The sequence below is a fragment of the Morganella morganii H1r genome, from assembly GCF_000633515.1.
Lineage (GTDB): Bacteria > Pseudomonadota > Gammaproteobacteria > Enterobacterales > Enterobacteriaceae > Morganella > Morganella morganii_B.
On record NZ_AYMP01000013.1, the window covers coordinates 16,617 to 37,728 of the forward strand.

A 21,112-nucleotide genomic window follows, 5' to 3' on the forward strand; every position below is an offset into this window, starting at 1 on the left:
TCAATTCCTAATAATCGGACGGATTGATACTACATAAAGGTGTAGGAAATGGCGAGGGAAAAAGCCGGTTATTTACAAAACCTTAAATACACCGGCAAAACCATCAGAATGTGATGTCAAATATGTTTCACTAATGTGAAATTTTCTTTGTAATATCGGCCGGACGGGGCATACGGCGTACCAGAAAATTGACACACCAATCACTCAGCGGTGTCAGTAAAATCCAGGGGACTGTGATGAGTGCCAGTGACAGTGAACCGGCCATTATATCGCTGAACCAATGAGCACCGGCCATTATCCTGGGTAAGGAAAATATAATAATCAATAAAACCGCCGCCGCAAAATAACGCAATCCGGCATAACGCCAGACAAAAGCGGCAAAAATGATCAGCATCAGTCCGTGGTCGCCCGGAAAACTGCTTTTTGAGGCATCTTTTGTAAAGATTCCGGTGATCTCGCTGACACGGTGAACAGAATCCAGCGCCAGTGTCGGGCTGAGCCGGTTAAAAGGAATTGCCTGTCCGGCCTGATTAATCAGTACTGCACTTATCACCATGACAATACCCGCCATCACCAGACGGTGTTTCCCGGTACGATCCTGTCTGCGGAAAGCCGCGTAATAAACCAGTCCCATCAGAAGAAGTGCAGCGGCATCAAACGCCCGGTTATTGATGACGGCAATAAAGACAGCCAGTGAATGCTGATCGGCGAGCGGATCGTTGAAAAAACGGAAGATAGCGTGATCAGGCTCTGCCCACAGACCGTGGTCAACCGGAAGGTACCAGGAAAGGAACAGCAGGGTACCGGCGAGACTGATAAAAAGCGGATATAGAATACGTTTCACGATAGTGATTTAACCTGTTGATAACATATGTAAAGCAGCCATAAGCGGCCTTTTATAGTCTGTCAGGAAAACGGACACCGTGTTTTACAAAAAAAGGGAAAAATGAGTATTAATTTTATTTGTAATTTGCCGTATAGAATAGGCAGGCTATAATTTTTCTAAAGAAGAATTTCAAGATAATAAGAACGTGCAACTGTCATCATATGGGATAACCAGGAATATAATACTTGATGATATGATCTGAGCTCGTCGTTTATTATGTCGCAGTTAAAGATTAGTGACTTATTGTCGATAAAGAATAAGCGAATATTTTTCATCCCGGCGGTAAAACGGACTGCCTCCGGGAATACTTATCCGAAGAGGTATGTTATGAAAAAGTTACAGTTCTTTATCACTGCAGCTGGTTTATTGATGAGCAGTTTTGCTGTTGCAGCTGAAAGTAAAGGCCAGTCGGCATCCGGTGTGATTATTTTCCACGGTGCGATTGTTGAGGGCCCCTGCACAATGGACTTTCAGACGAATGACATCAGTTCCCGCTGCTACCGTTCCGGAATGAAAAAAGAACGGCTGAATACCCAGACCATTACCCGTGATACCCGGTCTGTGTCCGATCTGATACCGGCTAATATGGGCGATGCAAAACTCCACTGGCTGGATGACAGTAAGCAGCTCGCTATGGTTGTTGTCAGTTATCTTTGATACAGACAGAAAATCACCATTCATGCATGCAGAGGAAACCGGAAAAATCGTGTGATGCATCACACCACGATATCGGTTTCCTCTTCTTTTTTTGTGCCGGGCGCGTTATAACAGGTACAGCGGTAACGTTAACACGCTGGTCGTCAATCCGACGAAACAACAGTGAGGTGCCTGTGATGAATCATCTTAAGGCTATTTTCAGCGGTATGTTGTTAAGCTTGTCAGTTATCATGCCGGGTGCGGCATCCGGTGTCAGTGAAGGAACGATTCTGTTGTCCGGCAGTGTGGTGAATGCCGCCTGTGAAGTCAGTGTTCTGACAGCAGAAAAACCGCAGAACAGCCAGCCGTCGTTTGAATACCGTTGTCTGCGCAACGGTGAACCTGTGAGTGTTCAGGATAATATCACCGGAGGTGAACCTGCTCAGGGGCGTCTGCCGCAGTCAATGGGGCGCACGTCTTATTCGGTGCTGAATGAAGAGCGCCGTGAAGCGTATTTGCGGGTGGATTATTTCTGAAGGAAGAAACGTGACGGCGGGTCAGCCGGTCTCTGCAACGTGCAGAAAACCGGTAACCCGGTAACAGGCAGTTTTACCGGCTGCGGGAATTAATCCGCGCGGCCCATATAACGGCGTTCCGCGATATGAATGCGGATTTTTTCACCGTTACTCAGGTATTCCGGCACCTGGATCACCAGCCCGGTCGCCATGGTTGCCGGCTTGGTCCGCGCGCTGGCAGAGGCTCCTTTGATTCCCGGGGTGGTTTCAGTAATTTCCATATCGACAGTCTGCGGTAATTCCAGCGCCAGCACCTGGCCATCCATTGTCAGCACCTGCATACCCGGCAGGCCTTCCTCAGGAATAAACAGCAGTTCTTCTTCTATCTGATCTTTTTTCAGCGGATACGGCGTGAAGTCTTCATCATCCATAAAGACATACTCATCACCATCAACATATGAGAGCTGAACTGCGCGGCGGGTTAAGGTAATGGTCTCGATAATATCATCGCCTTTAAAACGCTCTTCCACTTTCTGACCGGTGCGGACATCAGTAAAACGCATTTTATACAGGGTGCTGGCCCCGCGGGCACTCGGCGTCTGGACATCGATATCTTTGACCATCAGCAGTTTACCGTTATAGCTCACTGCGGTTCCGCGTTTAATTTCATTGGCTTTTGCCATAATTTGTCCCGTTACATAATTAATATCAATAATAAGCAAGCCGGGGGGCCTGCGGATTGGCGACAAAATTACTCGCAGTTTTTCCAATGTGCAAGCCCAAATTATCACACCCGCCTGCAGAAATGCGGCGGGTGTGATATCAGGGAGAAATCAGCGGTAAACCGGCAGAAGATCCATCATGGATAAAATATGTGTGACGGCATTGAGAAGACCGAACAGGATGATAAAGATGATCATCGCATTGCCGCCCGGCACCCGGTAGGCTGCCTGCGGGAAACGGCGGCGGGTGGCTTTTGCCATCAGCGCCGGGACAATCACTGCCCAGATGGTTGCTGCCAGCCCGGCATAGCCGATGGCATACAGGAACCCGTCCGGGTACAGCACCGCCAGAATCGCCGGCGGAACAAAGGTGAACACGGCGGATTTCAGACGACCGGTGCCGTTATCCTTAAACTTAAAGAAGTCTGCGATATAGTCAAACAGTCCCAGTGACACTCCGAGGAATGAACTGGCCAGCGCCATATAACTGAAGGCATTGAGTAACTGCACGGTGGTGTCACTGTTGATAGCCGCTTTCATCTGGTTTAACAGCGCGGTGATATTGCCGCCTTCCGCGATAACCTGCTTAAAGTTTTCACGCGGGACGTTACCCTGGGCGGCCAGCTGCCATAAGATATAGATCACCAGCGAAATCAGGGAGCCGATAAACAGGCTGCGTACCACGGATTTCGCGTCATTACGGTAATACTTCACCAGACCCGGCACGTTACCGTGGAAGCCGAATGAGGTCAGCAGGAACGGCAGCGCCACCAGCGCATACGGCAGATAACGGGCCTCCGGATCCTGCGTGTTAAATAACACCGCAGTTTTCACTTCGGTGATCATACCACCGGCGGACATCACAAATGCAATCACCATCCCGCCGATTAAAATGGTGCACAGGCGGTCAACGGCTTTGGTGGAAATCCAGACAATCACGGCCACCACGGCGGCAAAGAACACTCCGCTCATCGCCGGGGTGATATTAAGCCCGCGTGCTGCCAGGTTCTCCTGCAGCATCGAACCGCCTGCCGAAATATAGGCATAAGTCAGAATATAGAGCACAAAAGCAATGGACAGCCCGTTAATCACTGACCAGCCGTTACCCAGCAGATCTTTGGCAATGGTATGAAAGCTGGAGCCTGACGGATAATTGAGGTTTGCCTCAAGGATCATCAGCCCGGAGGTATACATACAGAACCAGGTGTAAATCAGCAGCAGAACGGAGCCGGTAAACCAGACACCTGCCGTCATCACAGGGATGGAAAACATGCCTGCACCAACAGCGGTACCGGCGATAATCATGGCACCGCCCAGGACGGAAGGGCGTTTGGTTTGTGTTATTGCGTCGCTGCTCATTAAATCCTCCGGTTACTCAGCTCCGTGTACTAGCTTGATGATACGGCGGCAAAAAAAGGTTGTAAAGAAGATAAACTGATAAATCCGCGTAATTGTGTGTGACTGGGCGATAAATGAGCAATTGCCGCCCCGGTATTCAGGCGCGGCAGTAACGGATTATTTTGTCTGATAAAACTGACCGGTCTGCCACAGATGAATGGCGTTGCGGCTGGCTTCAAAATGCGGTTCCGGCAGATTGTCCGGAGAGCACCAGATAATACCGTCAAATTTATCCGGCTCCTGAATCACCGGCAGAGTATCGCTGTCATAGTGTGCCAGCAGGCAGACAGACACCGTATGCTTGCCTTCTGCCCGGTATGTTTCCAGGTTATTGCACAGCCCGATAACGTTAGGGTCAGTAAGGGTAATGCCGATCTCTTCCTGAATTTCACGGATGGCACAGGCTTCAAAGGTTTCACCGGGATCAACATGTCCCCCGAAAATGGACCAGTATGGCGCATGTTTGCCGCTGCGTTTGCCCAGCAGCACTTCACCTTTGCTGTTGACAATAACCACTCCGGTACCGACGACGACTGACATTATTTTTTCCTTCTTTTTAATCAGATTGCGGGTGCTATGGTACACTGCTGCCCGCCGGAGTGACAGCCTGTCTGTTTTTGACAACATCGTTCTGCAAAATGAATGATTCAGAGCATAGAATATCTGCCGGTCTGTGTTATAACTGAAACGATTCAGAAGCAGCTGTGGTATTATGCTGCACACCATTACTAATGATTATAACCCGTTAGCCAAAAATAACAGAGGGAGCACCCGGCTGATGACCCGTCGAGTCGCCACAATTACCTTAAATCCGGCCTATGACCTTGTGGGAATGTGTCCGTCCCTTGTCCCGGGCGAGGTGAACCGTGTCAGAACGGTCGGGTTACATCCTGCGGGAAAAGGCATTAATGTCGCCAAAGTCCTGAGAGATCTCGGGGTGGACGTGACTGTCAGCGGCTTTCTGGGGAAAGATAATCAGGAAGAATTTCAGCATTTTTTCAGTGAAAACGGGCTGGCAAACCGTTTTCATGTGATCCCGGGGCGCACGCGGATCAATGTGAAACTGACCGAAAACAGCGGCGCGGTGACGGATCTGAATTTCTCCGGTTTCCGTATCACCGAAAGCGAGTGGCAGAAGTTTATGGCCGATTCGCTGACCTGGCTCGGGCAGTTCGATATGGTGGTGGTCAGCGGCAGTCTGCCGGAAGGTGTGGATCCGGCGTGGTTTACCACCTGGATGAGCCGTCTGCGTCAGCTGTGCCCGTGCATTATTTTTGACAGCAGCCGTGAGGCGCTGGTGGCCGGTCTGAAAGCCACACCGTGGCTGGTGAAACCCAACCGTCATGAACTCGAGGTCTGGGCGGGGAAACCGCTGCCGGAACTGAAAGATGTGATTAATGCCGCTCATGCCCTGCGTGATAAAGGTATTGCTCATGTGGTCATTTCGCTGGGCCGGGAAGGCGCGTTGTGGGTGAATGCGTCCGGTGCCTGGCGCGCACTGCCGCCGCATTGTGAGGTGGTGAGTACTGTCGGGGCAGGCGATTCGATGGTCGGCGGTCTGGTATACGGCCTGCTGATGAGTCAGAGCAGCGAACACACGCTGCGGATGGCGACAGCGGTGTCTGCACTGGCCGTGAGCCAGCCCGGCGTCGGTGTCCGTGACCGCGCCGAACTGGCGGCAATGATGGCAAAAATCAAACTCAGCCCGGTGGTATAATCCGGGTTATTTCTCCAGCGATTTCAGCCAGGCAATTTCCTGTGCCCAGATATCGGGATTTACGGTTTCCAGCACCATCGGGATACCGTCGAACCGGTTATCTTTCATAATAAACTCAAACGGCGCATTGCCGATTTTACCCTGACCGAGACTATCGTGGCGGTCAACGCGGCTGGCGAACTCACTTTTTGCATCATTCAGGTGCATGCCCTTCAGATACTCAAACCCGACAATGCGTTCAAAATCCGCAAATGTGGCCCTGCAGGTCTCCGCTGTCCGCAGATCATATCCGGCGGCAAAGGCGTGGCAGGTATCGATACAGACACCAACGCGGGATTTATCCTCAACACCCTCAATAATGGCGGCCAGCTGCTCAAAGCGGAAGCCGAGGTTGCTGCCCTGTCCGGCAGTGTTTTCAATCACGGCAATCACACCGCAGGTTTTATCCAGCGCAATATTAATGGATTCCGCGATCCGTGCCAGACAGGCTTTTTCCTCAATCTTATTGAGGTGGCTGCCGGGATGGAAATTCAGACGGTCGATCCCGAGCTGTTCGCAGCGCTGCAATTCATCAAGAAATGCATCACGGGATTTTTCCAGCGCTTCCGTTTCCGGATGACCGAGGTTAATCAGATAGCTGTCGTGGGGCAGGATCTGCCCGTGACCGTAGCCGTATTTTTTGCAGTTGGCTTTAAAGGCCGCGATGACGTTTTCAGGCAGGGGGGCGGCTTTCCACTGACGCTGGTTTTTGGTGAACAGGGCAAAGGCTGTGGCGCCGAGTTCATGCGCACGGATAACCGCCTGATCAACACCACCGGCGGCGCTGACGTGTGCTCCGACATATTTCATTGGTTTTTCTCCTTCTTTGTGCCGATTATGGCATAAGGAACCGGAGAATGCAGTGACAGGATATCCCGGCCGCACAACCGGGATATCACAGAAAGAAGGGCCGGATCAGCCGGTGATCAGCGGGATCAGCAGGTTAATCGCGGCACCGCCGCCAATCAGCCAGCCGAACAGCACCAGCGCCATCAGCATCGGTTTGATACCGGCCTGACGGATAGCACTGACGTGAGTGGTCAGACCGAGTGCCACCATTGCCATGGCCAGCAGAATGGTATCGAGCACAATAATCTGGCGGACAATAATTTCCGGGATCAGATGGAAGGAGTTAAATCCGGCCACCAGAATAAAGAAGACGGCAAACCACGGAATGGTGATTTTGGATTTTTCCTTCGCCGCGCCCCCGGCACTGCTTTTCTGACGGCTCAGATACTGAGACAGGATCAGCAGGAATGGTGCCAGCATCATCACACGGATCATTTTACTGATCACGGCGCTGTTTTCCGCATCCGGGCTTATGGCATGACCAATTGCCACCACCTGGGCCACTTCATGCACGGAAGACCCGGCATACACCCCGAAACTCATGTCGGTGAACGGCAGCCAGCCCAGCGCGGCATTAAGGTGGAACAGCCACGGGTACAGGAAGATGCCGATGGTACCGAAAATCACCACTGTAGAGACGGCAACCGCCACTTTACTTGCCGGGGCTTTCACCACCGGCTCGGTTGCCATCACCGCAGCCGCACCGCAGATACTGCTGCCGGCACCAATCAGAATAACGGTTTCTCTGTCCAGTCCGAACCATTTACGGCCGATATACATGGCGATCAGGAAAGTACTGGTCAGCATCACGGCATCAATAATCACGCCGCTGATCCCGACATCCGCAATTTGCTGGAATGTCAGACGGAAGCCGTACAGGATGATCCCTGCCCGTAAAAAATAGTGTTTGGCAAAACCGACCCCGGCTTCGCACTGCGGTTTGATATGCGGGTAAACAGTATTACCGGCAATAATCCCCAGCAGAATAGCCAGTGTCAATGCGCCCAGCCCGAGGTTGATAAACCAGGGCATTTCCCCGAGCAGCATCGCCGCGGTGGTCAGAACTCCTGCCAGGACAAAGCCCGGAAGCAGTCTCAGCCACATCGGTTTTGCTGTGCAGCGGTTTTTTTCGGTTTTGATATGACTTTCAGACATAAGCAGCTCACAAAATGGAATAACGATGGGCAAAGCATAGCGGAAAGCGTAATATTTTTAAAATTCATAATAATTCTATAATCAACCTAAAAATCAGATTAGCGGTAATGGCAATGTTAAATTATAAGTATAATGTTAATATGATGATAATAATCGGGATAAAATAAGGGAGCGCTTTGCCATGCGCATCACACTGAGACAGCTCGAAGTCTTTACAGAAGTTCAGAAGTCCGGTTCGACGACACAAGCTTCCCAGCAGTTAGCGCTATCACAGTCCGCCGTGAGTGCCTCTCTGACGGATCTGGAAAATCAGCTGAATGTTCAGCTGTTCGACCGGGTCGGTAAACGCCTGGTGACCAATGAGCACGGGCGGCTGCTGTATCCGAAGGCCATTGCTCTGCTTGAGCAGGCCGGTGAAATTGAACAGCTGTTTAAATCCGATGCGGGGGCATTGCGTTTTGCGGCCAGTACCACTATCGGCAACTATATGCTGCCGGAGATGCTGGGGACATACCGCGCGGTGCATGAAAATACGCCGGTTGAATTATTTATCGCTAATACAGAGGAAGTGATTAAAGCCGTGCTGGAGTTTCGTGCGGATATGGGGCTTATCGAAGGGGTCTGCCATTCCCCGGAACTGATTACCGAGCCGTGGCTGGAAGATGAACTGGTGATTTTCTGCAGCCCGGATAACCCGCTCAGCCGGAAAAATAATGTTACCCCTGACGATCTGAAAGATGTGGCCTGGGTTCTGCGTGAGCGCGGCTCGGGTACGCGGGAAGTGCTGGATCAGATCCTCTTTAACCGTCTGCCGGGGTTCCGCGTGGAAATGGAGCTGGGGAATTCCGAGGCCGTCAAACACGCGGTACGTTTCGGTCGCGGCGTCAGTTGTCTGTCGCGGCGGGTAATTGCCGAGCAGCTGAATAACGGGCTGCTGTCAGAGGTGAAGATTGCCGGGCTTACCCTCAACCGCACACTTTTCCGGATTTATCACCGCCAGAAACATATCTCCAACGCCCTCAATACCTTCCTGACCTATTGCCGCTGATGCGGCATCTGTTTCTTCTGCCGCCGGTTTCCGGCAGGCAGCTGAGGCAATTATAAGCCGGATGCTTATAATTCCGCAGCGATTATGCAGGTATCTTATAATGCCGTATATTTGCTGGGTACAGCCTCGGGATTTCGCTACAATCACGCTCAGTGGATGAAAAATAACTACATGAAACAGGATTGTAATGTCTCAGCAAGCAAATCAAAGCGCGGGTGAACAACCGCAGACACTGCGCCGTGAATTAAAGGCGCGCCATCTGGCGATGATCGCCATCGGCGGATCTATCGGCACGGGGCTGTTTGTCGCTTCCGGTGCCACCGTTGCCCAGGCCGGTCCCGGCGGGGCGCTGTTAACTTATGCCATTATCGGTCTGATGGTCTATTTCCTGATGACCAGCCTCGGCGAACTCGCGGCCTACATGCCGGTATCGGGTTCATTTGCCACTTACGGTGCCAAATATGTGGATGAAGGCTTCGGTTTCGCACTGGGCTGGAACTACTGGTACAACTGGGCGGTGACTATCGCGGTTGACCTGGTGGCGGCGCAGCTGGTGATGACCTACTGGTTCCCGGCGGATCAGATCCCGGGCTGGGTCTGGAGTGCGGCGTTCCTCGCCATCATGTTCCTGCTTAACTTTATTTCCGTAAAAGGATTCGGTGAGGCGGAATACTGGTTCTCCTTAATTAAGGTCAGTACCGTTATCCTGTTTATTGTTGTCGGCGTGATGATGATCACCGGCATTATGAAAGGCGGGGAAGGTGCGGGCTGGCATAACTGGACTGTCGGTGAGGCGCCGTTCAAAGGCGGGTTTGCCGCAATGATCGGGGTGGCCATGATTGTCGGCTTCTCCTTCCAGGGAACTGAACTTATCGGTATCGCTGCCGGTGAATCCAAAGATCCGGCCAAAAATATTCCGAAAGCGGTGCGTAAAGTGTTCTGGCGTATCCTGCTGTTCTATGTGCTGGCGATTCTGGTGATCAGCCTGATTATCCCGTACACCGACCCGAACCTGCTGCGTAATGATGAAACCGATATCAGCGTCAGCCCGTTCACCCTGGTCTTTGAACGCGCCGGTCTGCTCTCTGCGGCGGCCGTAATGAATGCGGTTATTCTGACAGCGGTACTGTCTGCGGGTAACTCCGGGATGTATGCCTCCACCCGTATGCTGTACACCCTGGCGAAATCCGGCAAAGCACCGAAACTGTTTGCCAGACTGTCCAAAGGCGGTGTGCCGCGTAATGCGCTGATTGCCACGACGGTGATCGCCGCTCTCTGCTTCCTGACATCGATGTTCGGCAACCAGTCTGTATACCTGTGGCTGCTGAATGCCTCGGGGATGACCGGCTTTATCGCCTGGCTGGGGATTGCCATCAGCCACTACCGTTTCCGCAGAGGTTATATTAAGCAGGGCTATGACCTGAACGATCTGCCGTACCGCTCCGGTTTCTTCCCGGTCGGCCCGATCTTCGCCTTTATTCTGTGTCTGACCATCACGCTCGGCCAGAATTACGAAGCCTTCCTGCAGGATCAGATTGACTGGGTGGGTGTGGTCGCGACGTATATCGGTCTGCCGCTGTTCTTCGCTATCTGGTTTGGTTATAAAATTGTTAAGCGTACTAAGTTTGTCCGCTATGGCGAAATGGACTTTCCGGCCAGCCATAAATAAGGCTGCGTGACCCGGTTTTGTGACATATCACGTAAATTGATAAAAAACCTGACGATATTGGTCAGGTTTTTTTTATGTTTGTCGTTACAGGCTTTGCGGGGGTATCCTCGGGTTGAAACTGCATTTATCCGTTAAGTCAGTCGTTTTAACTATCAATAACAGACATTGCTTACTGATTATATTTCGATATATCGTTACAACGCGATGATAACGAATATTGTAATGAGGAAGATAATTATTCCATATTGATAAGAGTTCTTATTTGCTTTATTGTTAACGCCAATTTCTGACAGATAACAGGAGCCGGTAACGTGAAATTAGTATCTGTAGCAAAAGGGCTGACCATGAGCCTGGCAGCAGGAGCTGTTCTGATGAGCAGCGCAGCATGGGCGGAAACAGTGGTTGATGCCGCAGGACGTACGGTGGAAGTGCCGGAAAAAGTGGAGCGCATCCTGTTAGGGGAAGGGCGTATGATCCACGCGGTGGCTCTGCTGGAAGGTGATAAACCGCTGGCGCGTATTGCCGGCTGGCAGGGGGACTTCCGCAAACTCGACCCGCAGTCTTATGCTGTCTACAAAGCTAAATTCCCGGAAATCGACAAGATCCCGCTGATCGGTAACACGACAGAGGACAGCGTCAGTGCAGAAAAAGTATTAACCCTCAATCCTGATGTGGCTATTTTCGGCCTGGCCGGTCACGGACCGGGTAAGAACAGCGAGCTGGTCGGTCAGCTGGAAAAAGCCGGTATCCCGGTTGTTTTTGTGGATTTCCGCAACGAACCGCTGAAAAACACCCTGCCGGGTATGCGTGTGCTGGGTAAAGTGCTGCACCGCGAAGAAAAAGCCAAAGCCTTTGAAGATTTTTATCAGAAGCAGATGAAGTTAGTCACTGACGTGACAGACAACATCCCGGAAGATAAAAAACCGACTGTGTTTATCGATCTGCGCGCCGGGTCTTTCCCTGACTGCTGCGGTACTGCCGGTAACGGTAACCTCGGTAACTTTATCGATGTGGCGGGCGGTAAAAATATCGCCAAAGACGTTCTGCCGACCCCGCTGGGTACCATGAACCTGGAAAAAGTGATTGCGGTTGATCCGGATATTTATCTGGTCAGCGGCGCAAAAGCACCGGGCAGCACCGATGCGGGTGTTCAGCTGGGTGCGCAGGCCACAGAAGCAGATGCCAAAACCAGCCTGAAAGCCATTACTGAGCGTAAGGGCATCAATACCCTGACGGCGGTGAAAGAAGGGCGTGACTATGCTATCTGGCACAACTATTATAACTCACCTTATAACGTGATTGCCGCGCAGGTCTTTGCCAAGTGGTTCTATCCGGAGCAGTTTAACGATCTGGATCCGAAGAAAACCATGGATGAAATGTACAGTCAGTTCCTGGCTGTCGAACCAACAGGTACATACTGGGTCAGCGGTAAATAATTTTAAGTAGTCAGCAGGTATTTGAATAATGAGTATTACCACAGAAGCAATGCTACAGACGAAGCCGGAACAGGCAGGCAGTGAATTAAGCTGTGATGTGAAATCACATTACCGGCGTGTACTGCGCAGGCGGCTGATGTGGATGTTAGCGGTGGTTGCGGTAATACTCTGTACCGTGGTGCTCGATTTCACCATGGGGCCGTCCGGGCTGAGCCTTGATGCCCTCTGGCAGACCCTGGTGTCGCCGGAAAGTGTATCAGCGGGCACCCGTGTGATTGTCTGGGAAATACGTCTGCCGTATGCCCTGATGGCCGTGGTGGTCGGCATGTCTCTCGGTCTTGCCGGGGCAGAGATGCAGACCATCCTCAATAACCCGCTGGCGAGTCCGTTTACCCTCGGCGTCTCCAACGCCGCATCGTTTGGTGCGGCGCTGGCGATAGTCCTCGGGATTGGTATTCCGGGCGTGCCGGATCAATGGTTTGTTTCCGCGAACGCCTTTATTTTTGCCCTGTTTTCCGCGCTGATGCTTGACGGCATCACCCGCTGGACACGTGTGGCAACCTCCGGTGTGGTGTTATTCGGTATTGCAATGGTCTTTACCTTTAACGCACTGGTATCGATGATGCAGTTTATCGCCACGGAAGACACCTTACAGGGTCTGGTTTTCTGGACGATGGGCAGCCTGGCGCGTGCCACCTGGGTGAAACTGGGGGTGATGACACTGGCCTTTGCCATTCTGCTGCCGATCTCCATGAGTAATTCATGGAAGCTGACCGCACTGCGCCTCGGTGAGGATCGCGCTGTCAGTTTCGGTATTAACGTGCGCCGTCTGCGCCTCGGCACGCTGCTGCGCATCAGTATTCTGACCGCACTGGCGGTGGCCTTTGTCGGCCCGATTGCCTTTATCGGCCTGGTCGCGCCGCATATTGCCCGTATGATGTTTGGTGAGGATCACCGTTTCTATCTGCCTGCGAGTGCATTAATCGGGGCACTGGTACTGTCGATGGCGTCCATTGCCTCGAAGAACCTGATTCCGGGGGTGATTATTCCGGTCGGTATTGTGACATCACTGGTAGGTGTGCCGTTCTTCCTGAGCATGATCCTGCGTCATAAGGGGAGCATGTAAGATGGATTTGAATGCAATGTCAGCGCAGAGCGGGTTAGAGATTAAACACTTCAATGCCGGTTATCCGAAACGGAAAATCATTGAAGACCTGAATGTTGAACCTCTGCCGCGCGGTAAAATCACCGTGCTGCTCGGGCCGAACGGCAGCGGGAAATCAACCCTGCTGCGCTCTCTGGCCGGGCTGAACAAGGCAGAGGGGCAGTTACTGCTTGACGGCCACGACCTGATGCGGATGAATTTTGCCGAACGCGCGAAGCAGGTGGTTTATCTGCCGCAGACCCTGCCTGCAGGTGTGCATCTGCATGTGCTGGAATCCGTGATTGTGGCACAACGGGCATCCGGCGGCGTTTCTGACCGCGACAGTGAGCAGGAAGTGATGTCTCTGTTGTCACAATTAGGGATTGAACATCTGGCTCTGCATTATCTGGATCAGTTATCCGGCGGTCAGAAACAATTAGTCGGGCTGGCACAATCGTTAATCCGTCAGCCGACTCTGTTATTACTGGATGAGCCGTTAAGCGCACTGGATTTAAATTATCAGTATCACGTGATGGATTTGGTACGCCGTGAAACGCAGCGCCGGAATATTATTACTGTGGTTGTTGTGCATGATATTAATATCGCACTGCGTCACGGTGATCATATATTAATGCTGAAAGACGGGAATTTAATTGCGGAAGGGGATCCGGAAGCGGTTATTACGCCGGACAGCCTGGCAACCGTTTATGGTGTACGCGGCCGTATTGAGCACTGCTCACAGTCTGTGCCGCATGTTGTGATTGATGGCCTGGTGCCGCGCGCGGTTGCAGCACTGGCATAATAAAACCGGTTTATATTACATATTCTTTTTTATTCTCTGCGGAATATATTTCCGCAGAGGGTGATTATCTGCACGCTGTATCGATCTGCTGCACTGATAATGTACTGTTTTCTGTATAGTTTTCTTTATAAAAACAAATAGCCTTATAAAAGGCAATACTAAAATAATGACGGATGCCTGCAATGGCAGAGCCATTATTATTTAAAAAAAAGGGATATAAATCCCTGAGAGCTAATGTCGATTGTCCATAAATATATTATCTCTTGGAGAATCAAAAGAATGGTTATTTTTTCAAAACGAAAAGTGGCGGTATGTGTTATGGCAGCACTCGCCGCTCAGGTGATGGCTGCTCAGGCTGCAAATAAAGAAGACGTGATTATGGTCACCACCGCATCCGGCTTCCAGCAGAAAATTGAGGATGCTGCGGCGACTATCTCCGTTGTTTCACGCGAACAGCTGGAAGATAAAGCCTACCGCGATGTGACCGATGCCCTGAAAGATGTACCGGGGGTTGTGGTCACCGGCGGCGGCAGCTCGTCAGATATCAGTATCCGCGGGATGGATCCGAAATACACCATGATCCTCGTGGACGGGAAACGGGTTGCCAGCCGCGAAACGCGCCCTAATAGTGATAACTCCGGTATTGAACAGGGATGGTTGCCGCCGCTGACAGCAATTGAACGCATTGAAGTGGTGCGCGGACCGATGTCGTCACTGTATGGTTCGGATGCCATGGGCGGGGTTATCAATATTATCACGCGGAAAGCGCAGGGTGAGTGGCACGCCAGTGTTCGTACCGATGCAACCATCACCGAACGCAAAGACAGCGGTAACACCGGACAGGGCAGTTTCTTCGCCGCCGGTCCGCTGGTGGATAACCTGCTGAGCATGAAAGTGAATGGTCAGTATTCTCATCGCGGGGAAGATAATTTCGCGAACGGCTTTAACCGTCAGATCATGACCAGCGGCGGCGGTACACTGACATTAACGCCGGATGAGCAGAACAGCATCGATTTTGATTTCAAAAAAGATAATCAGCACCGTGATTCCCGCTGGGAAAAAAGTGCGTCAGAATCCAGCAAAAAGAAAAAATCCAGCAGTTTCAGCAAGTATGAAATGACGCAGTATGCGATTACCCATGACGGTAACTACGACTGGGGCAGCATGAACAGCTATGTTCAGCGTAATGAAACCAAAAACCCGGGCCGTAATATGGAGTATTACGACACCATCGCCCGTAACCAGACCGTTCTGCCGCTCGGCGACCATATGCTGAGCCTCGGCGGCCAGTACCGTTTCGAAGAGCTGAAAGACGAGGGCAATAAATTAGCCGGCAATAAACTGGATCGCTACAGCTGGGCATTGTTTGCGGAAGATGACTGGGCACTGACTAATGATTTCACTCTGACCGGCGGACTGCGTATGGATAAGGATGAAAACTTTGGTACGCACTGGACGCCGCGTGTATACGGGGTGTGGCATCTGGATGAGAGCTGGACAGTGAAAGGGGGTGTTTCCACCGGTTACCGTTCACCGGATCTGCGTCAGGCAACGGCATCCTGGGGACAAGTGACCGGCGGCGGCAGTTTGAACGGTGTTATTTTCGGTAACCCGGATCTGAAACCGGAGAAAAGTGTTACTGAAGAGATCAGTGTGCTGTGGAACAATCAGGACAACCTCAATATGAGCCTGACTGTCTTTAACACTGACTTTAAAGATAAGATCACCGAAATACGTCGCTGCGGAACAGGCACCAAAGAAAAATGTACCGAGAAAGACCCGGACGGAAATACTTATGACTTCATCAGTGACCGTACCAACGTTGATAAAGCCAATATGCGCGGTGTGGAAGCGATCATGAACTGGCAGATCGTGGAATCTGTGGATCTTACAGCGAACTATACCTTCACCGATTCTGAACAGAAGAGTGGTGATTTCAAAGGCAAACCGCTGAACAAGATGCCAAAACATATGGCTAACGCCACACTGAACTGGGATACCACTCAGGATATCAAAACCTGGAGCCGGGTAAACTTCCGCGGCAAAACCTCGGATTACCTGTCCCGTACCAGCATGGCAACAGGAACCGGCTCGTATGCCACCGTGGATATCGGCGGCAGCTATCAGCTGAATAAAGACCTGAACTTCGTGGCGGGTGTGTATAACGTGCTGGATCGCCGTATTAATAATGAAAATTACGGTGCCACACTGGATGGCCGCCGTTACAACATCGGTCTGAATTATAACTTCTGATGTAACCTCATTCGTTATTATGTGCCGAAACACGGCGTCCTTTTCCGGACGCCGTGTTTTTTTTATGACAGGCAGAGTGACTGCAAAATATACAAATAACGGGATTTTTTAACGTTTCAGCTATAAATATTCAAAGTTTCGTCACGGAAATTCTGTCGCTAAACAGGTATAGAAAAAAATTACCGGTTCAGGGCGAACAAAGCTTGAAATTTATGACTGGGGGGTGCAGAATGCGCCATCCAAAAAAATAACTGATGCATTTATACGCATCGGTTTTTTTTTTTGCACTAAAATATTGTCACCGACAAAAAAGGGGCCGATAGGCCGGATAACTGTTTACTGAATGACACCGGACGATAAACACCGGTATGAGGATGCGATAAATGGCGCAATTTTTCACTTTTGCACCTGTGCCAATCGGCGCTGGCTGCTGCAACGATGACTACGGAGCACGGCGCTCCTGCTCAGCACCCCAAACCTCTTCTTACTTCACTGCCTACAGGCAGATGCGAAGTCTTCCCGGTAACACGCCATCTGATAGTAGTATCAGTATGATTGTCGGTGTTACGGGAGGATTCGCTCATGTCGGATAATACCGCCCTCGATATTGGCCTGAACCGTACAGCTGCCAATAACCGCGTACAACTCGCAAAAACACTGACCCTCGTTCAGGTTGTCATGATGGGGCTTGCTTACCTGCAGCCGATGACTATCTTTGATACCTTCGGGATTGTGTCCGAAATTACCAGCGGTCATGTTGCGACCTCTTATGCTATCGCACTGACAGCCATTCTTTTTACTGCGCTGAGCTACGGAAAACTGGTTAAACGGTTCCCGTCTGCCGGCTCGGCGTATACCTATGCCCAGAAATCCATGAGCCCGCATATCGGCTTTATGGTCGGCTGGTCATCCCTGCTGGACTACCTGTTCATGCCGATGATCAACATTCTGCTGGCAAAAATTTATCTTCAGGCCATCTTCCCTGACTGTCCGGCATGGATTTTCGTCGCGGGTCTGGTTTTCCTGATGACATTATTCAACCTGCGCGGCATCAATGTCGTGGCAAACCTCAATACCGGGATTGTACTGGTACAGGTTGCTGTGATGATTGTGTTTGTCGGTCTGCTGGTCCGTGGTGTGTCTGCGGGTGAAGGGGCGGGTACGCTGCTCTCTTTCCGTCCGTTTGCCTCCATTGATGCGGAACTGATCCCGATGATAAGCGGGGCGACCATATTGTGCTTCTCCTTCTTAGGATTTGACGGTATCAGCTCACTGTCGGAAGAAACACCGAATGCCGGGAAAGTGATCCCGAAAGCGATTTTCCTGACCGCTCTGATTGGTGGTCTGATCTTTATCGCGGTGTCTTATTTCCTGCAGCTCTATTTCCCGGATGTGTCCCGTTTCAATAATCCGGAAGAGTCACAGCCTGAAATCATGTACATGGTGGCCGGTGCCTTCTTCCAGTCTATCATTCTGGTGTTCTCCTGCGTCACTGTACTGGCTTCCGGTATGGCGGCACAGGCAGGGGTATCCCGTCTGATGTATGTGATGGGGCGTGACGGTGTGTTCCCGGAGCAATTCTTCGGCTACGTGCACCCGAAATGGCGCACCCCGGCACTGAACGTGCTGCTGGTCGGTGTGCTGGCACTGAGTGCAGTCTGGTTTGATCTGGTGACCGCAACCGCGCTGATTAACTTCGGGGCACTGGTGGCGTTCACCTTCGTCAACCTGTCTGTGATTTCGCAGTTCTATATCCGCGAGCGCCGCAACAAGACGCTGGGCGACCAGATCAACTATCTGCTGCTGCCGGTTATCGGTGCTGCGACAGTGACCGTGCTCTGGTTCAACCTCGATGCGAAATCGATGGAACTGGGATTGAGCTGGGGCGCACTGGGTCTGATCTATATGCTGTTTCTGACCCGCCGTTTCCGCCGCCCGATGCCGCAGATGCCGGAAAAGTAAGTCTTTAAGCAGTTATGTCGTGAAAACGGCGCACAGTTTGATTCTGTGCGCCGTTTTTTTATAGGTAATCGCGTATAGTAACCCTATGAAAGTATAGAAAATGATAATAATAATTAAGGGATAGGGATGTATATTGAACACAGCCTGATGGCAGACTATTTTTATGCGGGACTGGCACTGCTGGTGATCGCCTCTTTTGTCGCCGGGTATATTGATTCTATTGCAGGAGGTGCGGGGCTGATTCTGATCCCGGCCTTTATGCTGACCGGTTTGCCGCCGCATATGGCACTGGGTCAGGAAAAACTGGTGAGTTCTGCCGGGACACTGGCGGCCATTTCTAATTTCATCAAAAATAAATCGGTTTACTGGCAGATAATTCCTGCCGGGATTATTTCATCGTTCTGCGGAGCCTGGGTGGGTGCGAAAGCGATTATATATCTGCCCTCTGAAACGATTACCTATATTATTATCTGTATGCTGCCGATCGGCCTGCTGGCCGCCTTCTTTAAGGGTAAGCTCGGTGGCGCCCGACAGGGCAGCGCTGTGCACAAATCGGTGTGGCTGGTCTTTTTCACCTGCTTTATTGTCGGTTTCTATGACGGCTTTTTCGGGCCGGGCACCGGCAGTATCTTTATACTCTGTCTGTTTCTGATCAATAATCTTGATTTACTGAAATCCTCCGCCACCTCAAAAATCTTTAACCTGGCGTCGAACGTCGGCGGGCTGGTCGCCTTTATTATGGCCGGACATATCGCGTTTCTGCTCAGTATCCCGATGATCGCCGCCAGTCTGCTCGGGAATCACCTCGGCAGTCAGCATGCTATCCGCACCAACGGTGAAATTGTCCGTAAAATCCTGATCCTGACAGTCAGCATCATGATGGTGACGCTGCTGATCAACCTGTTCAGATAAGCCGGAGTCGTGGTTAATCTGTTAAATTTGTTAAAAATAGTATTTGTATTATGAACATTATTTCTGGTGATTTGCAGTGCGTGGATGCTCATAAATGGTCATGAAAATCAGGAAGCAATTTGATATTAAAAGATTTTTATTGGTCTTTGTGTGCGCATTGGTTTGTAATGGTGATCTTGAGTGTGTACGGGTGCATAAGATTTGTGTACATATGCGTGTACATATTCTATCATTCCTCAAATGCTTTTAACGGGGTGTGGTATGGCTATTACAGATTCCTGGCTTCGTTCTGTGAACGGAAGGCCGCAACAAAAAATGCTGACAAAATCGGACAGGGATGGCTTGTCTGTCAGGGTTACGCCATTGGGCAAAGTTGTATTTCAATTTCGGTATCGGTGGGACAATAAAGGTGAACGTATCGACATAGGTACTTATCCTGCTACCGGCCTCAAAGAAGCCCGTGACAGCGCGGTGTTTTATCGTGGTGAAATTGAGCAGCACCGTAATCCCAAGGTTGTAAAGCGCGTCAAAAAGCAGGAGGCCATCACATCCTGTACGGTGGAGATGGTGATCCGCGAGTGGTGGGAAAAGGCAGTAAAAAAATCACAGGTCAGGGCTGATGAGTTGCTGAGGTCTTTTGAGATTTATGTTTTCCCTAAAATCGGGATGTTGCCCCATAATGACACCCATCTGCACGTATGGTTATCTCTTCTCGAGGATGTAAGCAAAAACAAACCGACGATAGCGGCCCGCATTCTTCGTTACGCTAAGACGGCCCATCGTTGGGGGATCAGGCGGGGTATCATAACTGCAAATCCGCTAAGTGATTTGTCACCGGTGGATCTTGGTGTTAAGAACAAGCAGGGCGACCGTGTGTTGTCGGATGATGAAATATCGCAGCTTTTCAGGCTGATTGATGATAAAAAATACAATCCGAGAAACCGTCTTATTATCAAATTAGCCTTGCTGTTTGGTTGCCGGATTGGTGAGTTACTGAAAGCAAAAATAACTGATTTTGACTTTGATTCTGGTGTTTGGACCGTTCCGCCTGAAAACCATAAAACCGGAAACAGAAGTAATAAGCCACTTATCCGACCAATCATTGAGCCAGCAAAAGCTATGATATTCGACGCTATATCAATGAGTGGCGGTATTTATCTTTTTACGACATCTGACGGAAGCCAGATGATAGAAGGTAGTCAGGGTTCGATAATGCAAATTCTTAATAAGAAGATGGCTGCTCATTATGATGACTATAAAACCTGGTCTATTCATGATTTGCGCAAAACGATGAGAACCGGAGTGTCCGAACTGACTATGCCTCATGTTGCTGAAATTATGCTGGGGCACAAATTGCCGGGAGTATGGCAGGTGTACGATAAGCACACCTACCTTGATGAACAACGCGAGGCTTATGAGAAATGGTGGGATAAGGTTATTCGCGTTGCCTACCAGCAGCCCATGCCTTAATTTCGTCAGTGCTGAACTGATGTGATCTGGTTTTATGTTTTGGTTTCGGGAAACCTTCTTTTTTCTGTTTTCCCGAACCAATCCACCGGATCACCGTTTTTTCTTTTACTCCCAGATAACCGGCAACCTTTGCCGTGCTCCAGTAATCGCTCATTTTTCACACTCCTTTTTATACCCGTTCATCAATACTGCATTTGCCACTGCTGCAGGCGTACCTTCCCATTTCGCCTCAAAGATAATGCCATTCAGATGGTACTGACTGAGGTCATCCAGTGTTTTCGGTAATGTGTCAGCAGGGAAACCGTTCAGCACGGTATCAGCGGTCTGACTGACTGCCATTTCGATAATCTGCTCAGTGGTAAAGTCTGTTTTCCGGTAACCGGCAGCCCAAACTGCATCTGTAATATCAGACGGATCATGACCGGCGGCAGTGATAATTTGCACCAGGTGCAGATCAGTTGTTTTCATTTCGCCTTTCTCCGTTTCTTTGCTTGCCTGT

Annotated in this window: 20 protein-coding genes; 12 read left to right on the forward strand and 8 right to left on the reverse strand. The window is 50.7% G+C overall.

Going from position 1 to position 21,112, the window contains the following annotated elements; genetic code table 11:
* Positions 1–130: 130 nt before the first annotated feature.
* Complete coding sequence (locus U868_RS0106820) at positions 131–844, reverse strand: phosphatase PAP2 family protein (RefSeq protein ID WP_240182684.1); 714 nt, start codon at positions 842–844, stop codon at positions 131–133.
* A gap of 369 nt (positions 845–1,213) precedes the next feature.
* Here U868_RS0106820 and U868_RS0106825 point away from each other — a divergent pair, with 369 nt between their 5' ends.
* Together U868_RS0106825 and U868_RS0106830 are read left to right on the forward strand one after the other, a co-directional pair.
* Positions 1,214–1,543, forward strand: a complete 330-nt coding sequence (locus U868_RS0106825) for a type 1 fimbrial protein (RefSeq protein ID WP_025152640.1) — start codon at positions 1,214–1,216, stop codon at positions 1,541–1,543.
* A 176-nt stretch (positions 1,544–1,719) separates the two neighbouring features.
* Complete coding sequence (locus U868_RS0106830) at positions 1,720–2,058, forward strand: type 1 fimbrial protein (RefSeq protein ID WP_025152641.1); 339 nt, start codon at positions 1,720–1,722, stop codon at positions 2,056–2,058.
* 89 nt (positions 2,059–2,147) lie between these two features.
* Here U868_RS0106830 and yeiP read toward each other — a convergent pair whose 3' ends face one another.
* From yeiP to U868_RS0106845, 3 genes are all read right to left on the reverse strand, one after another.
* Positions 2,148–2,720 (reverse strand): elongation factor P-like protein YeiP, encoded by a 573-nt coding sequence (gene yeiP / locus U868_RS0106835; RefSeq protein ID WP_025152642.1) that lies wholly within the window; start codon positions 2,718–2,720, stop codon positions 2,148–2,150.
* 150 nt (positions 2,721–2,870) lie between these two features.
* On the reverse strand, positions 2,871–4,118 hold the full coding sequence (gene mtr / locus U868_RS0106840) for a tryptophan permease (RefSeq protein WP_025152643.1): 1,248 nt from the start codon (positions 4,116–4,118) through the stop codon (positions 2,871–2,873).
* A gap of 156 nt (positions 4,119–4,274) precedes the next feature.
* Positions 4,275–4,697: a nucleotide triphosphate diphosphatase NUDT15 gene (locus tag U868_RS0106845; RefSeq protein WP_025152644.1), complete on the reverse strand. Its 423-nt coding sequence runs from the start codon at positions 4,695–4,697 to the stop codon at positions 4,275–4,277.
* 238 nt (positions 4,698–4,935) lie between these two features.
* Between U868_RS0106845 and fruK the strand changes: the two genes are divergently transcribed.
* On the forward strand, positions 4,936–5,874 hold the full coding sequence (gene fruK / locus U868_RS0106850) for a 1-phosphofructokinase (protein WP_025152645.1): 939 nt from the start codon (positions 4,936–4,938) through the stop codon (positions 5,872–5,874).
* Between the two features lie 6 nt (positions 5,875–5,880).
* On the opposite strand, the gene nfo is transcribed toward fruK, so the two are convergent.
* Positions 5,881–6,723 (reverse strand): deoxyribonuclease IV, encoded by an 843-nt coding sequence (gene nfo / locus U868_RS0106855; RefSeq protein WP_025152646.1) that lies wholly within the window; start codon positions 6,721–6,723, stop codon positions 5,881–5,883.
* Positions 6,724–6,828: 105 nt separating this feature from the next.
* Positions 6,829–7,917 carry a YeiH family protein gene (locus U868_RS0106860; RefSeq protein ID WP_025152647.1) on the reverse strand — a complete coding sequence of 363 codons (1,089 nt, stop codon included), beginning with the start codon at positions 7,915–7,917 and terminating at the stop codon, positions 6,829–6,831.
* A gap of 181 nt (positions 7,918–8,098) precedes the next feature.
* Between U868_RS0106860 and yieE the strand changes: the two genes are divergently transcribed.
* The 9 genes from yieE to U868_RS0106905 all read left to right on the forward strand — a co-directional run bounded on the left by yieE (position 8,099) and on the right by U868_RS0106905 (position 20,613).
* Positions 8,099–8,965, forward strand: coding sequence for a DNA-binding transcriptional regulator YeiE (gene yieE / locus U868_RS0106865; RefSeq protein ID WP_025152648.1), 867 nt, complete (start codon positions 8,099–8,101; stop codon positions 8,963–8,965).
* 187 nt (positions 8,966–9,152) lie between these two features.
* Positions 9,153–10,634 (forward strand): amino acid permease, encoded by a 1,482-nt coding sequence (locus U868_RS0106870; protein WP_025152649.1) that lies wholly within the window; start codon positions 9,153–9,155, stop codon positions 10,632–10,634.
* Positions 10,635–10,978: 344 nt separating this feature from the next.
* On the forward strand, positions 10,979–12,070 hold the full coding sequence (locus U868_RS0106875; protein ID WP_430623532.1) for an ABC transporter substrate-binding protein: 1,092 nt from the start codon (positions 10,979–10,981) through the stop codon (positions 12,068–12,070).
* 28 nt (positions 12,071–12,098) lie between these two features.
* A complete protein-coding gene (locus tag U868_RS0106880; protein WP_025152651.1) occupies positions 12,099–13,196 on the forward strand; it encodes a FecCD family ABC transporter permease in 1,098 nt (365 codons plus the stop codon).
* Position 13,197: 1 nt separating this feature from the next.
* Entirely contained in the window at positions 13,198–14,016 is an 819-nt protein-coding gene (locus U868_RS0106885) for an ABC transporter ATP-binding protein (protein WP_025152652.1), read from the forward strand.
* Positions 14,017–14,295: 279 nt separating this feature from the next.
* Positions 14,296–16,269 carry a ligand-gated channel protein gene (locus U868_RS0106890; protein ID WP_025152653.1) on the forward strand — a complete coding sequence of 658 codons (1,974 nt, stop codon included), beginning with the start codon at positions 14,296–14,298 and terminating at the stop codon, positions 16,267–16,269.
* 582 nt (positions 16,270–16,851) lie between these two features.
* Positions 16,852–18,231 carry an APC family permease gene (locus U868_RS0106895; RefSeq protein WP_025152654.1) on the forward strand — a complete coding sequence of 460 codons (1,380 nt, stop codon included), beginning with the start codon at positions 16,852–16,854 and terminating at the stop codon, positions 18,229–18,231.
* Positions 18,232–18,357: 126 nt separating this feature from the next.
* The gene (locus U868_RS0106900; RefSeq protein ID WP_025152655.1) at positions 18,358–19,143 is read left to right on the forward strand and encodes a sulfite exporter TauE/SafE family protein; all 786 of its coding nucleotides are present in this window, start codon (positions 18,358–18,360) and stop codon (positions 19,141–19,143) included.
* 261 nt (positions 19,144–19,404) lie between these two features.
* Entirely contained in the window at positions 19,405–20,613 is a 1,209-nt protein-coding gene (locus U868_RS0106905; protein ID WP_025152656.1) for a tyrosine-type recombinase/integrase, read from the forward strand.
* Here U868_RS0106905 and U868_RS0106910 read toward each other — a convergent pair.
* Positions 20,579–20,767: a helix-turn-helix domain-containing protein gene (locus U868_RS0106910; RefSeq protein ID WP_025152657.1), complete on the reverse strand. Its 189-nt coding sequence runs from the start codon at positions 20,765–20,767 to the stop codon at positions 20,579–20,581. The genes U868_RS0106905 and U868_RS0106910 overlap by 35 nt on opposite strands.
* Positions 20,764–21,081, reverse strand: coding sequence for a hypothetical protein (locus U868_RS0106915; RefSeq protein ID WP_025152658.1), 318 nt, complete (start codon positions 21,079–21,081; stop codon positions 20,764–20,766). Before U868_RS0106915 ends, U868_RS0106910 begins: the two co-directional genes overlap by 4 nt.
* Between the last annotated feature and the right edge of the window lie 31 nt (positions 21,082–21,112).

What these genes read in the sequence shown, in the direction of transcription:
- U868_RS0106825 (WP_025152640.1), top strand. Translation starts at nt 1,214, where the DNA reads ATGAAAAAGTTACAGTTCTTTATCACTGCAGCTGGTTTATTGATGAGC.
- U868_RS0106830 (WP_025152641.1), top strand. Translation starts at nt 1,720, where the DNA reads ATGAATCATCTTAAGGCTATTTTCAGCGGTATGTTGTTAAGCTTGTCA.
- yeiP (WP_025152642.1), bottom strand. Translation starts at nt 2,720, where the DNA reads ATGGCAAAAGCCAATGAAATTAAACGCGGAACCGCAGTGAGCTATAAC.
- mtr (WP_025152643.1), bottom strand. Translation starts at nt 4,118, where the DNA reads ATGAGCAGCGACGCAATAACACAAACCAAACGCCCTTCCGTCCTGGGC.
- U868_RS0106845 (WP_025152644.1), bottom strand. Translation starts at nt 4,697, where the DNA reads ATGTCAGTCGTCGTCGGTACCGGAGTGGTTATTGTCAACAGCAAAGGT.
- fruK (WP_025152645.1), top strand. Translation starts at nt 4,936, where the DNA reads ATGACCCGTCGAGTCGCCACAATTACCTTAAATCCGGCCTATGACCTT.
- nfo (WP_025152646.1), bottom strand. Translation starts at nt 6,723, where the DNA reads ATGAAATATGTCGGAGCACACGTCAGCGCCGCCGGTGGTGTTGATCAG.
- U868_RS0106860 (WP_025152647.1), bottom strand. Translation starts at nt 7,917, where the DNA reads ATGTCTGAAAGTCATATCAAAACCGAAAAAAACCGCTGCACAGCAAAA.
- yieE (WP_025152648.1), top strand. Translation starts at nt 8,099, where the DNA reads ATGCGCATCACACTGAGACAGCTCGAAGTCTTTACAGAAGTTCAGAAG.
- U868_RS0106870 (WP_025152649.1), top strand. Translation starts at nt 9,153, where the DNA reads ATGTCTCAGCAAGCAAATCAAAGCGCGGGTGAACAACCGCAGACACTG.
- U868_RS0106875 (WP_430623532.1), top strand. Translation starts at nt 10,979, where the DNA reads ATGAGCCTGGCAGCAGGAGCTGTTCTGATGAGCAGCGCAGCATGGGCG.
- U868_RS0106880 (WP_025152651.1), top strand. Translation starts at nt 12,099, where the DNA reads ATGAGTATTACCACAGAAGCAATGCTACAGACGAAGCCGGAACAGGCA.
- U868_RS0106885 (WP_025152652.1), top strand. Translation starts at nt 13,198, where the DNA reads ATGGATTTGAATGCAATGTCAGCGCAGAGCGGGTTAGAGATTAAACAC.
- U868_RS0106890 (WP_025152653.1), top strand. Translation starts at nt 14,296, where the DNA reads ATGGTTATTTTTTCAAAACGAAAAGTGGCGGTATGTGTTATGGCAGCA.
- U868_RS0106895 (WP_025152654.1), top strand. Translation starts at nt 16,852, where the DNA reads ATGTCGGATAATACCGCCCTCGATATTGGCCTGAACCGTACAGCTGCC.
- U868_RS0106900 (WP_025152655.1), top strand. Translation starts at nt 18,358, where the DNA reads ATGTATATTGAACACAGCCTGATGGCAGACTATTTTTATGCGGGACTG.
- U868_RS0106905 (WP_025152656.1), top strand. Translation starts at nt 19,405, where the DNA reads ATGGCTATTACAGATTCCTGGCTTCGTTCTGTGAACGGAAGGCCGCAA.
- U868_RS0106910 (WP_025152657.1), bottom strand. Translation starts at nt 20,767, where the DNA reads ATGAGCGATTACTGGAGCACGGCAAAGGTTGCCGGTTATCTGGGAGTA.
- U868_RS0106915 (WP_025152658.1), bottom strand. Translation starts at nt 21,081, where the DNA reads ATGAAAACAACTGATCTGCACCTGGTGCAAATTATCACTGCCGCCGGT.